Below are 14,728 nucleotides of genomic sequence, written 5' to 3' on the forward strand. Positions count from 1 at the left end.
GTCACCGCGTGGCAGGCAGCCCGAGCACCCGCTGCGCGATGATGTTGCGCTGGATCTCCGATGTGCCGCCGGAGATGGTGCCCGCATAGGTCGCGATGTAGCGCATGAACCAGCTTCCGGTGAAAAGATCTGGCGCGTAAGGGTTGTGGGCCGCGGTCAAGGCCGGATCCCGCAGCCCGTCGGCGCCCGCGGCATCCAGCGCGCACCGCGCGGCGTGCTGTTCGGCCTCCGACCCCAGCACCTTGAGCACCGACACCCCGGGAACGTCGCGCTCGCCGCGCGCGGCCTGCCCCAGCGCCACCGACCCCAGCAGGCGCAACGCCTGGTAATCCATCGCGATGGTGGCGTAGCGGTCGCGGTCCACGGCGCAGGCGGGCCGGAAGTCCTCGAGCAACTGCTGCAACCGGTTGGCGAACGCCAACCACATCATCGTGCGTTCGTGGCCAAGCGAGCCGTTGGCGACCCGCCATCCCTCGTGCAGAGGTCCGACGAGGTTCTCCGCGGGCACGCGCACGTCGGTGAAGAACACCTCGTTGAAGTCGCGGCCGTCGCGGTCGTACACCGGAGCGAACGGCCTCCGCTCGACGCCCGCGGTGTCGGTGCGGATGAGCAGCGCGCTGATCCCCTTGTGCTTCGGCGCATCGGGGTCGGTCCGCACAAAGGTCAGCAGGACGTCGGCGTCGTGGGCGCCCGAGGTCCAGATCTTGTGGCCGTTGACCACGAAATGGTCACCGTCGACGCCCGATACCAGCTCGGCGCGGGTGCGCAGCCCGGCCAGATCCGAGCCCGCGCCGGGCTCGCTCATCCCCAGCGACGCCGTCAGCTGCGCGCGCAGGATGGGCACCGCCCACCGGTGCTTTTGTTCGGTGGTGCCGAACGACAACAGCGACGCCGCGACGATGCCCACGCCCTGCGGGTTGAAGCTGTGATAGAGCCGCCGCCGCGCCAACTCCTCACGGTGGACGAACTGCTCGAGCACGCCGGCGTTGCGCCCGCCGTACTCGGGCGGGTTGCCCGGCAGCAGCCAGCCGTGGTCGAACTGCAGTCGTTGCCAACGCCGCGCCCACGGCGGGATGTCCGCTGTCGACTGCGACCGTTGCGTCTGCGCCTCGGCCTCCGGCGGCAGATACGTGTCGAGAAACTCGACGAACTCCGCGCGGAACGCCTCGACCTCGGCATCGAAGCTCAGCTGCACACGCCGACGATATCAAGTACTTAACATTTGCGGCGGGGTGCGCTATGACTGAGGGAATGCTCGATTCCGAGAAGATCCTGATCACCGGGGCGACCGGCAAGATCGCCTTTCCGATTGCCCGCGCGCTCGCACCGCACAACGAGGTGTGGGGTGCCGCGCGACTGCGAGATCAACAGGATCGCGACCGCCTGACCGCCGCCGGCGTCACCCCGGTCGCCCTCGACATGAGCACCGCTGACCTGTCGAACCTGCCCGACGATTTCACCTACGTCTTCCACGCGGCCGTCGACACCGGCGTCGGCGACTGGCGGCGCTGCCTGCGGACCAACGCGCACAACTCCGGCGAGTTGTTGTACCACTGCCGCGCGGCCAAGGGCTTCGTGTTCTGTTCCACCGGTTCGGTCTACGGCTATCAGGGGCAGCGGCCGCTGCGCGAAGACGATCCACCGGGTGTGCCGTCGCGATCGGCCTACAGCTTCTCCAAGGTTGCCGCCGAAGCCGTCTGCACCTGGGTGGCCGACAAACACGACATCCCGCTGACCATCATCCGGATCTGCTCGACCTACGGACCCGAGGGCGGCGCTCCCGCCGACCGGCTCGAGCGCATCCTGACGCGCAGACCCATCCGGCTCCACCCCGACCGGCCGAACAACTACAACCCCATCTACGAAGACGACTACGCCGAATTCGGAATCCGCGCAATGGAGATCGCCGCGACCGGGCCGGTCGTGGTGAACTGGGCGGGCAGCGAAACGGTCAGCGCCGAGGAATACTGCACCTACATGGGCCGACTCGTCGGTGTCGAGCCGATCTTCGAGTACACGCCGGATGCGCACACCCCGCTGTGGCCCGACGTCACGCTGATGCACGAGTTGCTCGGCCGCACCAAGGTCGGCTGGCGTGACGGGTTCCGGCGGATGATCGCGGCGCGTCATCCCGAAATCACACTGAGCGAACCATTTTCGTGAAGGGAACCGAGATGCAACTGCCCGGCACGCCATCCGACGAGGTGCCAGAGGTGCTGGCGGCGGGGCGCGGAGACATCAGCACGTTGTTCGTGTCGATGGCGACCCGCCACCCCGACGGCGCCGACGCGGACTACCTGCGCTGGCACACCCTCGACCATCGGCCGGAGCAGCACCGGTTGTCGGCGGTGCGCGCCTCGATGCGCCTGGTGTCGACGCCGGCCTGCCGGGCCGCCCGCGCCGCGAGCCAACCGCCCTACGACGTCATCGACCATGTGATGACCTATTTCTTCACCGATGCCGCCGGCATGGAAGGCTTCCTCGAACTGGCCAAGGCGCTCATCGGCGCCAAGCGCAAGCTCCCACTGCTGCCGCCCGTCGAACGCGGTGTGTACCAAGTGCAGCGCAGGTCTGCGGCGCCGCGGGTCAAAGTCGGGTCCGACGTGCTGCCGTGGTGGCCGGTGCGCGGCGTCTATCTTCTGCTCGAGCGCGGCGATACGTCAGCGGATGGTTTGGTCGACGTCGACGGTGTCGCCGGTGTGTGGTCGGCAGCGGCGATGGATGTCGAGGCCCGACTCGCCAGCGCCACCGCCGGCCAGACGCTTTCGTACTGCTTTCTCGACGCCGACCCGGTAGACACCGCCGAGGCGCTGCGGCCCGCGCTGGAGAAGAGGTGGGCCGATGCCGGCACCGAACCGATGCTTGCCGCGCCGTTCTACCCCGTGGTGCCCCACGAATGGAATCGCTACCTGCCCCGGGAGGCATGAATGCGCATCGGGTTGATGGTCGGCTCCGACAAGGAGCGCGCCCGCGCCGACAGGTTGGCCGGCCTGCTCGACGACGGAAAGGCCGCCGAGCGTCAGGGTTTCGCGTCATTCTGGATGCCCCAGGTGCCCGGCTATCTCGACGCGATGACATCGGTCGCGCTGCTCGGGCAGGTCACCGACCGCATCGAGATCGGGACGGCGGTCGTGCCCATCCAGACCCGCCATCCGATGATCATGGCCCAGCAGGCGCTGACCACCCACCTCGCCTGCTCGGGCAGGTTCACCCTGGGCGTGGGACCCTCACATCACTGGATCATCGCCGACCAACTCGGTCTGCCCTACGACCGGCTGGCGGCGCTGGTGCGCGACTACCTGGAGGTGCTCGACGCGGCGTGTGCCGGTCCGGGATCGGTTGCGGTGGACAACGACAGCTATCGGGTGCACAGCCCGGTCGACGTCACCGACGCGCCCGGTCCGCAGGTGCTGATCGCGGCACTGGGCCCGGCGATGCTGCGGATTGCCGGCGAACGCACCGCGGGCACCATCTTGTGGATGGCCGATGAGCGGGCCATCGGCGACTACGTCGTCCCCCGCATCGGGCAGGCCGCGGACGCCGCGGGCCGTCCCGCACCCCGCGTAGTCGCGGGAGTTCCGGTCGCGCTGTGCAATCCGGGCGAGGTGGCCGCCGCGCAGGCCTACGCCAGCGAGGTGCTCGGCCACGCCGACTTCTCCCCCAACTACGTCCGGTTGCTCGAACACGGCGACGCCGAGGACATCGGCGACACCATGGCGGCGGGCGACGAATCGGCCGTACTGGCCCGATTGCGTCGCTACCGCGACGCCGGTGTGACCGACCTTGCGGTGCGGGTGGTTCCGCTGGGTCAGGACGCCGCGGTGCGCCAGGCGTCGCGACGACGCACGCAGGAGTTCGTGGCCTCGCTCGTGGACGAACTCAGCCACAGTTAGTTAGACGGCCGTCAACTATATGCACGCGCCTGTTCAGCTGTTACGGTGCTGCTGTGCGCAAGACCACCACGTCTGACATTGCTGACGGTGGTCAACGGCGGGCGTCGTTTCAGCGGGCCCGCTCGCACGAGACCAAACGCGGTCTGGTGCAGGCCGCGATGGCGTTGTGGCGCACGAACGGCTACGCGAAAACCACCGTCGCCGACATCTGCCGGGCCGCAGGTGTCTCCCGGGCGCTGTTCTACTTCTACTTCCCCGCCAAAGAGGACGTGCTCTTCGAGGTCGGCGTGCTGTCCACCCGCGCGGCGCAGCGGCGAGTGCAGTCGTTGTTGCGAAGCGCCGACTACGACGTCGAGGCGGTGATTTCCGAGGCGCTGCGCAGCCTCGAGCGGTCGATGGCCCGCAACCCCCGCGATCTGGTGTTCGAGACCGTTCTCGAGGGCTACCGGCAAGAGCAGCGGATACTGGCCGCCGACGAGCACGACGACTCCGACGCCGACATGTTCGGTGAGTTGTTCACCCGCGCCAAGGCCGACGGCAAGATCGCGGCCGGAGTCGACGTCGACCACCTGTCCCGCCTGGCCCAGATGCATGTCAGCGAGGGCGTGCGCCGTTGGGCCGGTGGAGCTTTCGGCGACCGGTCGTTCGCCACGGTCGTCACCGACGACATCGCCGCGCTGATCGCCGGCCACAACGTGCGAGCAAGCCGATGACGTTCGTCATCGTTTCCACCCGAGAGGAGCGCCGCCATGGCATGGGATTTCGAGACCGATCCGGAGTATCAGAAAATCCTGGACTGGGCCGACGAATTCGTTCGCGAGGAGGTCGAACCGCTGGACCTGGCCTTCCCGAACCAGGAGTACGTGCCGCTGGCGGGTAAGCGCCGCGACGCGGTCGAGCCGCTCAAGCAGGAGGTGCGCCGTCGCGGGCTGTGGGCCACCCACCTGGGTGCCGACCTCGGTGGGCAGGGCTACGGACAACTCAAGCTGGCGCTGCTCAACGAGATCCTCGGTCGTTCGCAGTGGGCACCGATCGTGTTCGGCTGCCAGGCGCCCGACACCGGCAACGCCGAGATCATCGCGCACTACGGCACCGAGGAGCAGAAGCAACGGTATCTGCGGCCGCTGCTCGACGGTGAGTTGTTCTCGTGTTACTCGATGACCGAACCGCACGCCGGCGCCGACCCGACGCTGTTCAAGACCACCGCGGTGCGCGACGGCGACGAGTGGGTGATCAACGGGCAGAAGTTCTTCTCCTCCAACGCCAGTACCGCCTCCTTCCTGATCGTGATGGTGGTGACCAACCCCGACGTCAGCCCGTACCAGGGCATGTCGATGTTGCTGGTGCCGACCGACACGCCGGGGGTCAACATCGTGCGCAACATCGGGTTGCACGGTGAACCGGAGGGCCACGGCTCGCATGCGCTGATCCACTACGACAACGTGCGGGTGCCCGCCGACGCACTGCTCGGCGGGGAGGGCCAGGCGTTCGTCATCGCGCAGACCCGCCTCGGCGGTGGCCGCATCCACCACGCCATGCGCACCATCGGGTTGGCCCGCAAGGCGCTGGACATGATGTGCGAGCGCGCGTTGAGTCGCGAGACGCAAGGCAGCCGTCTGTCCGACAAGCAGTTCGTGCAGGGCTACATCGCCGACTCCTACGCCCAGCTGCTTCAGTTCCGGCTGATGGTGCTCTACACCGCGTGGGAGATCGACAAGTACAACGACTACAAGAAGGTGCGCAAGGACATCGCCGCGGTGAAGGTGGCCATGCCCTCGGTGCTGCACGACATCGCTTGGCGCGCAATGCAGGTGCACGGTGCGCTGGGCGTCACCAACGAGATGCCGTTCCTCGGGATGGTCACTGGAGCCGCGGTGATGGGGCTGGCCGACGGCCCGACCGAGGTGCACAAGGCGACGGTGGCCAAGCAGGTGCTGCGTGACTATCAGCCCACCGAGGACACCTGGCCCACCGAATGGGTGCCGCGCAAACGCGAGGCCGCCCGGGCGAAGTACGCCGAGTTCCTCGACCACGAGGTGGGCAACCTGTGAGCGGACCCGGCCTCGACACCGCACAGCTCGCCGCGTGGATGGATGACGCCGCCCTGCCCGGCAAGGGCGAACCGCTGCAGGCGAACCTGCTGTCCGGCGGCACGCAGAACGTCATCTATCGGATTCGTCGCGGCGAGGAGGAATGCGTGTTGCGCATGCCGCCGCCGGGCGCGCCGCCCGACCGCGACAAGGGAATTCTGCGGGAATGGCGGATCATCGAGGCGCTCGACGGCACCGACGTGCCACACACCACGGCGGTCGCGGTATGCCAGGACGCCTCCGTCCTCGGCCGGCCCTTCTATCTGATGGGGTACGTCGACGGCTGGTCACCGATGGATCTGGAGCAACGCCGGTGGCCCGAGCCGTTCGACAGCGATCTGGAGCAACGCGCCGGGCTCGCCTACCAACTCGCCGAAGGCATCGCGCTGCTGTCAAAGGTGGACTGGAAGGCTAAGGACCTGGCTGATCTCGGCCGTCCCGACGGCTACCACGAGCGTCAGGTGGATCGGTGGACCGGTTTCTTCGACCGCATCAAGGGCCGCGAGATCGAGGGCCGCGAGGTCGCCACCGCGTGGCTGCGCGACCGTCGACCGCTGGACTTCATTCCGGGTCTGATGCACGGTGACTACCAGTTCGCCAACGTCATGTACCGGCACGGCGCGCCCGCACGGCTGGCCGCGATCGTGGACTGGGAGATGGGCACGGTCGGCGATCCGAAGCTGGACCTGGGCTGGATGGTGCAGAGTTGGCCGCAGGACACCGACGCGCCGGGGCCGTCGGAGATGAGCTACGTCGACATGCGCGCAATGCCTTCGCGCACCGCCGTTGTCGAGCACTACAGCCGAGTGTCCGGCCGCCAGGTCGACGACCTCGACTACTACCTGGTGCTGGCCAAATGGAAGCTCGCGATCGTGCTGGAGCAGGGCTATCAGCGCGCCGGTGACGACGAGAAACTGCTTGCCTACGGGCCGATCATCGTCGAGTTGATGCGCTCGGCGGCCGAACTCGCCGAGACCAGCGACTACCGCCCTTCTTAGCGCGACCCTTTCCTAGCGCGAGCAGACGCAAAGTCCGCACATTCTGCGGCGTGTCGGCGACTTTTGCGTCTGCTCGCGGGACGGAAAGGGGCCCCGAGATCAGCTCGCGCGCACCAGATCCGCGGCCACCGACACCATCATCCCGCACCGGAATGTCTCGGTGCGGCTCACGGCTGCGGCGCCGGCAGCGGCGGCCGCAAGGGCGCGTGCCTTGAACGCGCGCGCGGCCGCGCTCAGGTGGTGCTCGGCCGAATCGACGCTGTGGTCGAGTTCGGCGGGCAGACACTCGCCCCACAGGGTCACCTCGGTGGCCCCCTGATCGAGCGCGTTGCGCACGTGCGAGAGCACCCGCGGGTCGCGGTCCATGAGCGCCGCCGCGACGGCGACGGTCTGCGGATGAGGCCTGGCCTCCCAGGTCTCCAGGACGCTCTCCAGATCCAATGTGTCGGCGCCCAGGATCTGCAGCGGTCGCAGATCGTCGTGGCTGCCGACCAGGACGGTGACATCCCAGCCGGCCGTCGCGCGGTCGTAGATCCAGCCGCCGGCATAGGTCACCGCGTCGAGCACGGAGGGCGCGACGACGTCGAGCCGGTATCTCATATCTCGCTCCTTGGCGCCAGGTCGCGAGCCAGCGACTCGGCGTACCCCTTGAACACTTCCGTTAGCGGTATCGAGGGATCGAGTAACCATGCGGTCTCCATTCCATTGATGAAGGCGAGTATTTCCACGGCCTTGCTGACCGAGTCGAGATCCCGGCGGTACTTCCCGTCCTGCCGACCGCGTTCGATGATCGACGTGATGATGTCGACCGCGTCGCGTTGGCGCTTGAGCAGGCGGTTGTGCAGAGGGGCATCGGGAGCGATGTTCTCGACCAGCAGCACGGTGAACGTGCCGACCAGTTCGGGCGCACGATCGAAGCGCTCCGGAACCCGGCAGAGTTCGGTGACGAGGTCACCCGAGCGGTAGTCGGCGTGCACCTCGTCGTCGGTGTCGCGGGCGTCGAGAACCGCGTTGAGCAACTGTTCCTTGGATTCGAAATGGTGCAGCAGCCCGGCCGGGGTCACCCCGGCCTCCTTGGCGATCTGGGCCAGCGAGGTGTTGCGCCAGCCGTTGCGCGCCAGCAGGCGCTCGGCAACGGACAGGATCCGTTGACGGCGATCTTCGCCCTTGGCAAGCAGCGTCGCGTACGGACGCGACGGTTCGATTTCGGACACCGAAACCCTTCGTTCAACCAACCTAGTGAACACACAGTAGGTAGGTTTGGCCGCTGTGACAAGCGTCTCACCGAAATTGGGTTTAGATTGCCGTCACACCGCAGCTCAGGTCGCGATTTCGGGGTGCGCAGTCGCGCTCAGCGCGACCCGCCACGCCGAAAACACCCGGCGCTAGAGGCCGAGCGACTTGGCGATGATCACCTTCATCACCTCGCTGGTCCCCGCGTAGATGCGGGCGACGCGAGCATCGGTGTAGAGCCGGGCGATCGGATACTCCATCATGTAGCCGTAGCCGCCGAACAACTGCAGACACCGGTCCACGACGCGGGCCTGCATCTCGGTGCAGAACAGTTTGACCCGGGCGGCGTCGGCGGCCGAGAGGTCACCGTCCACGTGCAGCATGACGGCACGGTCCACCATGGCCTGGGCGGCCTCGACCTCGGTCGAACAAGCGGCCAACTCGAACTTGGTGTTCTGGAACGACGCGACCGGGGTGCCGAACGCCTTGCGGTTCTTGGTGTAGTCGATCGCAGCGGCGATCGCCGAGCGGGCCTGCGATACCGACCCGACCGCGACGGTCAGCCGTTCCTGCGGCAGGTTGTGGCCGAGGTAGCCGAACGCCTCGTCGAGCTCACCGAGCACGTTGGCGGACGGCACCCGCACGTCGACGAACGACAACTCGGCGGTGTCCTGAACCTTGCAGCCCATCTTCTCCAACTCGCGGCCGCGGGTGAAGCCGGGCATGCCGTCCTCGACGACGAACAGCGTCAACCCCTTGCGGCGGTTGTCCGGGTGGGTCGAGGTGCGCGCCACCACTATCACCAGATCGGCCTGCATCCCGCCGGTGATGAACGTCTTGGCGCCGTTGAGGATCCAGTCGTCGCCGTCGCGCACCGCGGTGGTGCGCATACCCGCCAGATCAGACCCGGTGCCCGGTTCGGTCATCGCCACCGCGGTGAGCAACTCGCCGGCGGCCAGGCCGGGAAACCAGCGCTTGCGCTGTTCGGCGTTCGCGTAGTGCAGGAAGTACGGCAGGATCACCTCGAGTTGGGTGCGCACCGTCGACAGCGTGACCAACGCTCGGGCCGCCTCCTCCTGCATCACCACGTTGTAGCGGTAGTCGGGTGCGCCTCCCCCGCCGTACTCCTCGGGGATCGCCATGCCCAGCATGCCCAGCGACCCCATCCGCTTGAACACCTCGCGCGGCATCCGTCCGCCCTTCTCCCACTCGGGATAGTGCGGAACCACCTCCTTCTCGACGAAGTCGCGGGCCAGTTCGCGAAATGCCTCATGATCTTCGGTGAACAGGTCTCTGCGCATCGTGGGCTCCTCGGTCCGGTTATGCGACAAGTTCGACCAGCGTGGCGTTGGCGGTGCCGCCACCTTCACACATGGTTTGCAGCCCGTAACGAATCCCGTTGTCCCGCATGTGATTGAGCATGCGCGTCATCAGCAGCGCCCCGGAGGCACCGAGCGGATGGCCTACTGCGATCGCCCCGCCCAGCGGATTGAGCTTCGCCTCGTCGGCACCCGTCTCGGCAAGCCACGCCAGCGGCACCGGGGCGAACGCCTCGTTCACCTCGAACACCCCGACCTGGTCGAGCTTGACGCCGGCCTTCTTCAACACCTTCTCGGTGGCCGGTATCGGACCGGTCAACATCAACACCGGGTCGGCGCCGGTCACCGCCCCCGCGCGGTAGCGCGCGATCGGCCGCAGCCCCATCGTCACCGCATTCTCCGCGGTCATCACCAGCAGGGCCGCGGCGCCGTCGGAGATCTGCGACGAGTTGCCCGCATGGATGACGCCGTCGTCCTTGAACGCCGGTTTGAGGCCGGCGAGCTTTTCCACGGTGCTCCCCCGCCGTATCCCCTCGTCGGCGACCACCGGCTCCGCGCCGGTGAACACGGGCATGATCTGCGTCTCGAACGCGCCGCTGTCCTGTGCGGCGGCCGCCAGTTCGTGTGAACGCACCGAGTACTCGTCGAGCCGGGTGCGGGAGAACCCCCATTTCTCGGAGATCAGTTCGGCCGAGATGCCCTGGTTGAACGAGAAGTCCCGATAACGGTCGAGAACCTTCGGCCCGAACGGCATGCCCGTGGCCCGAGCCGCGCCCAGCGGCACCCGGCTCATCACCTCGACCCCGCCGGCCACCACGACGTCCTGTTGACCCGACATGACCGCCTGCACCGCGAAGTCCAGCGCCTGCTGGCTGCTCCCGCAGGCGCGGTTGACCGTGGTGCCGGGGATGTGTTCGGGCCACCCGGCGGCGAGCACCGAGTAACGGCCGATGTTGCTGGACTGGTCGCCGACCTGGGACACGCAGCCCCAGATCACATCGTCGACGATGCCGGGGTCGATTCCTGCCCGCTCGACCAGCGCGTTGAGCACGATCGCGGACAGGTCGGCCGCGTGCACCTCGGCCAGCCCACCGTTGCGTTTCCCGATGGGGGTGCGCACGGCCTCGACGATCACGGTCTCACGCATTGTCTTTCTCCGATCTGGTTCCTGTTGTGCTGCTCGCCTGTGCGCGCACGGCCCAGCGGCCGGTGAACTCCGGGTCCCGCTTCTCGGCGAACGCCGCGTACGCCTCCGTCGAGTCTGCCGTGGCGAAATTGGTCGGTTGCGCGCGGGCCTCGTTGGCCAGCGCCTCGCGTAGCGTCGCATCGGCGCCGTCGTTGAGCAGCGCCTTGCTCTGCGCCAGCGCGATGGGCGGGCCCGCGGCCAGCCGGGCCGCCAGATCGGCGACGAAACCGTCGATCTCGTCGGCCGCCTTGATCCAGGTGACCAGGCCGAGCGAGTGCGCCTCCTCGGCGTCGATCATGTCGGCGAGCAGCACCAGTCGCTTGGCCTGCTGCAGACCGACCAGCTTCGGCAGCAGCCACGAGCCGCCGAGGTCGACCGACAGCCCCCGCTTGGCGAAGATCTGGCTGAAGCGCGATTCGGGGGTGGCCACCACGAAGTCACACCCCAGCGCCAGGTTCCAGCCGGCGCCGACGGCCACGCCGGTCACCTTCGCGATCGTGGGCACCGCCAGTTCGTGCAGGCCCAGGGCGACGTCGGTGAGCCTGCGCATCTTGTGCTGGGGATGGATGTCCTCGGGCACGGCGATGTCGGCGCCCGAGCAGAAGGCGCCACCGGCGCCGGTGATGACCAAGGCCCGAAGGTCGGTGTCACCCGCGGCGGCGCGCAGTGCGTCGGCCAGCTCCTCCCATAACCGGGGGCTGATCGCGTTCTTGCGCTCGGGCCGGTTCAGCGTCAGGGTCCGCACACCGTCGCGGTCTTCGGACAACAGCACCTTCGGATCGGACACGGTCATCAGGCCGGCGCCGCGCCGATCACGCCTCGGCCGCGCAGCAGGGCGATCTCGTCCTCGGTCAATCCGAGCTCGGCCAGCACCGCGTCGGTGTGCTGACCCAGCGCCGGAACCGCGCGCATCGGCTGTTCGTAGTCCTTGATGACCGGCGCCGGCAGCAACGCCTGGATCGGACCCTGCGACGTCTGAACCTCACGCCAGCGGTCCCGGGCGGTCAGATGCGGGTGGGCGACCACCTCGCTGGGCAGGTTGTACCGCGAGTTTCCGATTCCCGCCGCGTCGGCGATCTTCTGCACGTGCGCGAGATCGTGTTGAGCGCACCAGCTTGCGATCACCTCGTCCAGCTCGGCGCGGTTGGCCACCCGTAAGGCGTTGGTGGCGAAGCGTTCGTCGTCGGCCAGATCGTCGCGCTGCAGGATCTCCCGGGCCAGTCGCTGCCATTCCCGGTCGTTGGTGGTTCCCAACACCACCACCTGATCGTCGGCGGTGCGGTAGGAGCCGTAGGGCGCCACCGCGGGTGAGCTCATGCCCAGCGGCACCTGGTCGACGCCGGAATGCTGGGTGTAGGTCAGTTGGTAGCCCATCACATCCATCATGGTGTCGAACAGGCTGACCGCCACGCTGTTTCCGGCTCGCGGCCCGGCGTCATCGCCTGCGGTGTCGCGCGCATAGAGCAGGGCCATGATCGACAGCGCCGACTGCAGTCCGGCGGTCACGTCGGCGACCGGCGGGCCCGGCTTGGCGGGCGCGCCCGCACCGCCGGTCACCGCGCAGGTGCCCGACTCCGCCTGGACCAGCAGGTCGTAGGCCCGCTTGTGCGACAACGGGCCGCCCGGCCCGTACCCGTCGATCTCGACCGCGATCACACCGGGATGACGGGTCTCCATGTCGGTCGGTGTGATGCCGAGCCTGCCGGTGGAACCCGGCGCCAGGTTGGACACCAGCACGTCGGCGCGATCCAGCAGCCGATGCAGGATGTCTATCCCCTCGGTGGTTTTCAGGTCGATCGCCACCGATTCCTTGTTGCGGTTACACCAGACGAAATGCGCCGCAAGACCGTTCACCACATCGTCGTAGTGACGGGCGAAGTCGCCGCCGTTGGGGTGCTCCACCTTGATGACGCGGGCGCCGAAGTCGGCCAGCGTGCGCGTGCACATCGGCGCCGACACCGCCTGCTCGAGGGTCACGACGGTGATCCCGGCCAGCGGTCCCCGACCTGACTGCGTCATCACATCACCATGCCGCCGTCGACCGCCAGCACCTGGCCGGTGACGTAGGACGCCGCGTCGGAGGCCATGAACACGAACGCGCCCGCCACCTCGGCCGGTTCGGCCCACCGCTTCATCGGGATGCGGTTCATCATGTTGGCCGCGAACTTCTCGTTGGTGCGGATGGTTTCGGTCATCGGGGTGGCCGCCAGCGGAGCGAGCGCGTTGACGGCGATCTTCTTGGTGGCCAGTTCACGCGCAAGCGATTTGGTGAAGCCGATGATGCCGGCCTTGGCCGCGGAGTAGTTGACCTGGCCGAGCGTTCCGGTCAGGCCGGCCGCCGAAGTCACGTTGACGATGCGTCCGGTCCCGTCGGTCGGGATGTGCGGCAGCGCCGCCTGGGTGACGTTGAACGCACCCATCACATGGATGTCGAACAGCAGCCGAAACGAGTCCTGCGTGGTCTTGTCGAACATCGCGGGTCTGGTGACACCGGCGTTGTTGACCACGATGTGCAGTTTGTCGTCGGTCAGCGCCGCCGCCTGCGCCGCCGCGGCGTCGGCGGACCCGCGGTCGGACACATCCAGCGCCGCAGACTGCGCCCGGCCGCCGGTAGCCGAAATTCGTTCGGCGACAGCGGCTGCCGCGTCCTTGTCCACGTCGGTGACCAGGACCGCCGCACCCGCGTCGGCCAGCGCGTGACAGACTGCCGCGCCGATGCCTCCCGCCGCTCCGGTGACCAGCGCGGAGCGCCCGGTGAGGTCGAAGTAGTTCATCAGTAGCTCCTCGGCAGGCCCAGGACGTGTTCGCCGAGGAAGTTCAGAATCATCTCCTGGCTGACCGGGGCGATCTTCATCAGTCGTGACTCGCGGAAGTACCGCGACACATGGTATTCCTCGGAGTAGCCCATCCCGCCGTGCAACTGCAGCGCCCGGTCGGCCGCACCGAAACCCGCATCGGCGCACAGGTATTTGGCGGTGTTGGCCTCCCGCCCACACGGTTTGCCGTTGTCGTAGAGCCAGGTCGCCTTGCGCAGCACCAGTTCGGCGGCGTCAAGGCGGGCCAGTGAATCCGCAAGCGGGAACTGAAGACCCTGGTTCATGCCGATCGGCCTGTTGAACACGACGCGCTCGTTGCCGTACTTGACCGCCTTTTCCAGTGCCACCCGGCCGATGCCCAGCGCCTCCGCGGCGATCAGCATCCGCTCGGGGTTCAGTCCGTCGAGGATGTACTTGAACCCCTTGCCCTCCTCACCGACGCGGTCTTCGACCGGCACCATAAGGTCGTCGATGAACACCTCGTTGGAACTGACCGCGTTTCGGCCCATCTTGTTGATCGGCCGGATATCGACGCGATCGCGGTCGAGGTCGGTCAGAAACAGCGTCATGCCGTCGGTCTTTTTGGTGACCTCGTCGTAGGGAGTGGTCCTGGTGAGCAGCAGGATCTTCTCGGACTCCAACGCCTTGGAGATCCACACCTTGCGTCCGTTGACGCGGTAGTGGTCGCCCTCGCGCTTGGCGAACGTCGTGATCCGCGAAGTGTCCAGGCCGGCACCGGGTTCGGTGACGCCGAAGCACACGTGCAGGTCCCCGTCGACAATGCGCGGCAGCGTGCGGGCCTTGAGTTCCTCCGAGCCGTGCTTGACCACCGGTTGCATGCCGAAGATCGACAGGTGAATCGCGCTGGCCCCGTTCATCGCCGCCCCCGACCGCGAGATCTCCTCGAGCAGAAGAGTGGCCTCGGTGATACCGAGGCCGTGGCCGCCGTACTGCTCCGGGATCGTCATGCCGAGCCAGCCGCCCTTGGCGATGGCGTCGTAGAACTCCCGGGGGAACTCGTGGTTCTGGTCCTTCTCCATCCAATAGTGGTCGTCGAACTTGCCCGCCAACTCGGCGACGGACTTGCGGATCAGTTGCTGATCCTCGGTCAGTTCGAAGCTCATACCCCCGGACATGGGTTCTCCTCTGGGTCTATCGGCACAAGGCAGTGCGCCGGCGCGTGAGTTGATTTT

At 67.5% G+C, this 14,728-nt stretch carries 15 protein-coding genes; 6 read left to right on the forward strand and 9 right to left on the reverse strand.

The genetic code is table 11. The annotated features are described in order from the left end of the window. Nucleotide 1 precedes the first annotated feature (1 nt). Nucleotides 2–1,195, reverse strand: a complete 1,194-nt coding sequence (locus ABQE89_RS20955; protein ID WP_448420160.1) for an acyl-CoA dehydrogenase family protein — start codon at nt 1,193–1,195, stop codon at nt 2–4. 44 nt (nt 1,196–1,239) lie between these two features. On the opposite strand from ABQE89_RS20955, the gene ABQE89_RS20960 reads away from it, so the two are divergent. From ABQE89_RS20960 to ABQE89_RS20985, 6 genes are read left to right on the forward strand one after another with little or no spacing between them, the layout of a single operon-like run. Continuing rightward, complete coding sequence (locus ABQE89_RS20960) at nt 1,240–2,163, forward strand: NAD-dependent epimerase/dehydratase family protein (RefSeq protein ID WP_448420162.1); 924 nt, start codon at nt 1,240–1,242, stop codon at nt 2,161–2,163. A gap of 11 nt (nt 2,164–2,174) precedes the next feature. Continuing rightward, nucleotides 2,175–2,927, forward strand: a complete 753-nt coding sequence (locus ABQE89_RS20965; protein ID WP_448420164.1) for a hypothetical protein — start codon at nt 2,175–2,177, stop codon at nt 2,925–2,927. Further along, nucleotides 2,928–3,893: a TIGR03564 family F420-dependent LLM class oxidoreductase gene (locus ABQE89_RS20970; protein ID WP_448420166.1), complete on the forward strand. Its 966-nt coding sequence runs from the start codon at nt 2,928–2,930 to the stop codon at nt 3,891–3,893. Between the two features lie 53 nt (nt 3,894–3,946). After that, nucleotides 3,947–4,606 (forward strand): TetR/AcrR family transcriptional regulator, encoded by a 660-nt coding sequence (locus tag ABQE89_RS20975; protein WP_448420168.1) that lies wholly within the window; start codon nt 3,947–3,949, stop codon nt 4,604–4,606. Nucleotides 4,607–4,642: 36 nt separating this feature from the next. Then, nucleotides 4,643–5,944 (forward strand): acyl-CoA dehydrogenase family protein, encoded by a 1,302-nt coding sequence (locus ABQE89_RS20980; protein ID WP_448420170.1) that lies wholly within the window; start codon nt 4,643–4,645, stop codon nt 5,942–5,944. A 38-nt stretch (nt 5,945–5,982) separates the two neighbouring features. Continuing rightward, nucleotides 5,983–6,981, forward strand: a complete 999-nt coding sequence (locus tag ABQE89_RS20985; RefSeq protein WP_448420301.1) for a phosphotransferase family protein — start codon at nt 5,983–5,985, stop codon at nt 6,979–6,981. Nucleotides 6,982–7,080: 99 nt separating this feature from the next. On the opposite strand, the gene ABQE89_RS20990 is transcribed toward ABQE89_RS20985, so the two are convergent. The 8 genes from ABQE89_RS20990 to ABQE89_RS21025 all read right to left on the reverse strand — a co-directional run bounded on the left by ABQE89_RS20990 (nt 7,081) and on the right by ABQE89_RS21025 (nt 14,671). Then, a complete protein-coding gene (locus ABQE89_RS20990) occupies nt 7,081–7,581 on the reverse strand; it encodes a hypothetical protein (protein ID WP_448420172.1) in 501 nt (166 codons plus the stop codon). Beyond that, a complete protein-coding gene (locus tag ABQE89_RS20995) occupies nt 7,578–8,195 on the reverse strand; it encodes a TetR/AcrR family transcriptional regulator (protein WP_448420174.1) in 618 nt (205 codons plus the stop codon). The genes ABQE89_RS20990 and ABQE89_RS20995 overlap by 4 nt, the downstream gene beginning before the upstream one ends. A gap of 171 nt (nt 8,196–8,366) precedes the next feature. Then, nucleotides 8,367–9,515: an acyl-CoA dehydrogenase family protein gene (locus ABQE89_RS21000; RefSeq protein WP_448420176.1), complete on the reverse strand. Its 1,149-nt coding sequence runs from the start codon at nt 9,513–9,515 to the stop codon at nt 8,367–8,369. 19 nt (nt 9,516–9,534) lie between these two features. Next, nucleotides 9,535–10,680 carry a thiolase family protein gene (locus ABQE89_RS21005; RefSeq protein WP_448420177.1) on the reverse strand — a complete coding sequence of 382 codons (1,146 nt, stop codon included), beginning with the start codon at nt 10,678–10,680 and terminating at the stop codon, nt 9,535–9,537. Continuing rightward, entirely contained in the window at nt 10,673–11,512 is an 840-nt protein-coding gene (locus tag ABQE89_RS21010; RefSeq protein ID WP_448420179.1) for an enoyl-CoA hydratase/isomerase family protein, read from the reverse strand. Before ABQE89_RS21010 ends, ABQE89_RS21005 begins: the two co-directional genes overlap by 8 nt. Continuing rightward, nucleotides 11,512–12,738 (reverse strand): CaiB/BaiF CoA transferase family protein, encoded by a 1,227-nt coding sequence (locus tag ABQE89_RS21015; protein ID WP_448420181.1) that lies wholly within the window; start codon nt 12,736–12,738, stop codon nt 11,512–11,514. Before ABQE89_RS21015 ends, ABQE89_RS21010 begins: the two co-directional genes overlap by 1 nt. Further along, the gene (locus ABQE89_RS21020; protein WP_448420183.1) at nt 12,738–13,493 is read right to left on the reverse strand and encodes an SDR family NAD(P)-dependent oxidoreductase; all 756 of its coding nucleotides are present in this window, start codon (nt 13,491–13,493) and stop codon (nt 12,738–12,740) included. Before ABQE89_RS21020 ends, ABQE89_RS21015 begins: the two co-directional genes overlap by 1 nt. Next, entirely contained in the window at nt 13,493–14,671 is a 1,179-nt protein-coding gene (locus ABQE89_RS21025; protein WP_448420185.1) for an acyl-CoA dehydrogenase family protein, read from the reverse strand. The genes ABQE89_RS21020 and ABQE89_RS21025 overlap by 1 nt, the downstream gene beginning before the upstream one ends. Nucleotides 14,672–14,728 lie beyond the last annotated feature (57 nt).

The organism is Mycolicibacterium sp. XJ1819, from assembly GCF_053483675.1.

Bases quoted from the DNA above. Each gene is read 5' to 3' on its own strand.
- ABQE89_RS20990 (WP_448420172.1), bottom strand. From the start codon at position 7,581: ATGAGATACCGGCTCGACGTCGTCGCGCCCTCCGTGCTCGACGCGGTG.
- ABQE89_RS21015 (WP_448420181.1), bottom strand. From the start codon at position 12,738: ATGACGCAGTCAGGTCGGGGACCGCTGGCCGGGATCACCGTCGTGACC.
- ABQE89_RS21000 (WP_448420176.1), bottom strand. From the start codon at position 9,515: ATGCGCAGAGACCTGTTCACCGAAGATCATGAGGCATTTCGCGAACTG.
- ABQE89_RS20960 (WP_448420162.1), top strand. From the start codon at position 1,240: ATGACTGAGGGAATGCTCGATTCCGAGAAGATCCTGATCACCGGGGCG.
- ABQE89_RS20985 (WP_448420301.1), top strand. From the start codon at position 5,983: ATGGATGACGCCGCCCTGCCCGGCAAGGGCGAACCGCTGCAGGCGAAC.
- ABQE89_RS20980 (WP_448420170.1), top strand. From the start codon at position 4,643: ATGGCATGGGATTTCGAGACCGATCCGGAGTATCAGAAAATCCTGGAC.
- ABQE89_RS20970 (WP_448420166.1), top strand. From the start codon at position 2,928: ATGCGCATCGGGTTGATGGTCGGCTCCGACAAGGAGCGCGCCCGCGCC.
- ABQE89_RS21025 (WP_448420185.1), bottom strand. From the start codon at position 14,671: ATGTCCGGGGGTATGAGCTTCGAACTGACCGAGGATCAGCAACTGATC.
- ABQE89_RS21010 (WP_448420179.1), bottom strand. From the start codon at position 11,512: ATGACCGTGTCCGATCCGAAGGTGCTGTTGTCCGAAGACCGCGACGGT.
- ABQE89_RS21020 (WP_448420183.1), bottom strand. From the start codon at position 13,493: ATGAACTACTTCGACCTCACCGGGCGCTCCGCGCTGGTCACCGGAGCG.
- ABQE89_RS21005 (WP_448420177.1), bottom strand. From the start codon at position 10,680: ATGCGTGAGACCGTGATCGTCGAGGCCGTGCGCACCCCCATCGGGAAA.
- ABQE89_RS20965 (WP_448420164.1), top strand. From the start codon at position 2,175: ATGCAACTGCCCGGCACGCCATCCGACGAGGTGCCAGAGGTGCTGGCG.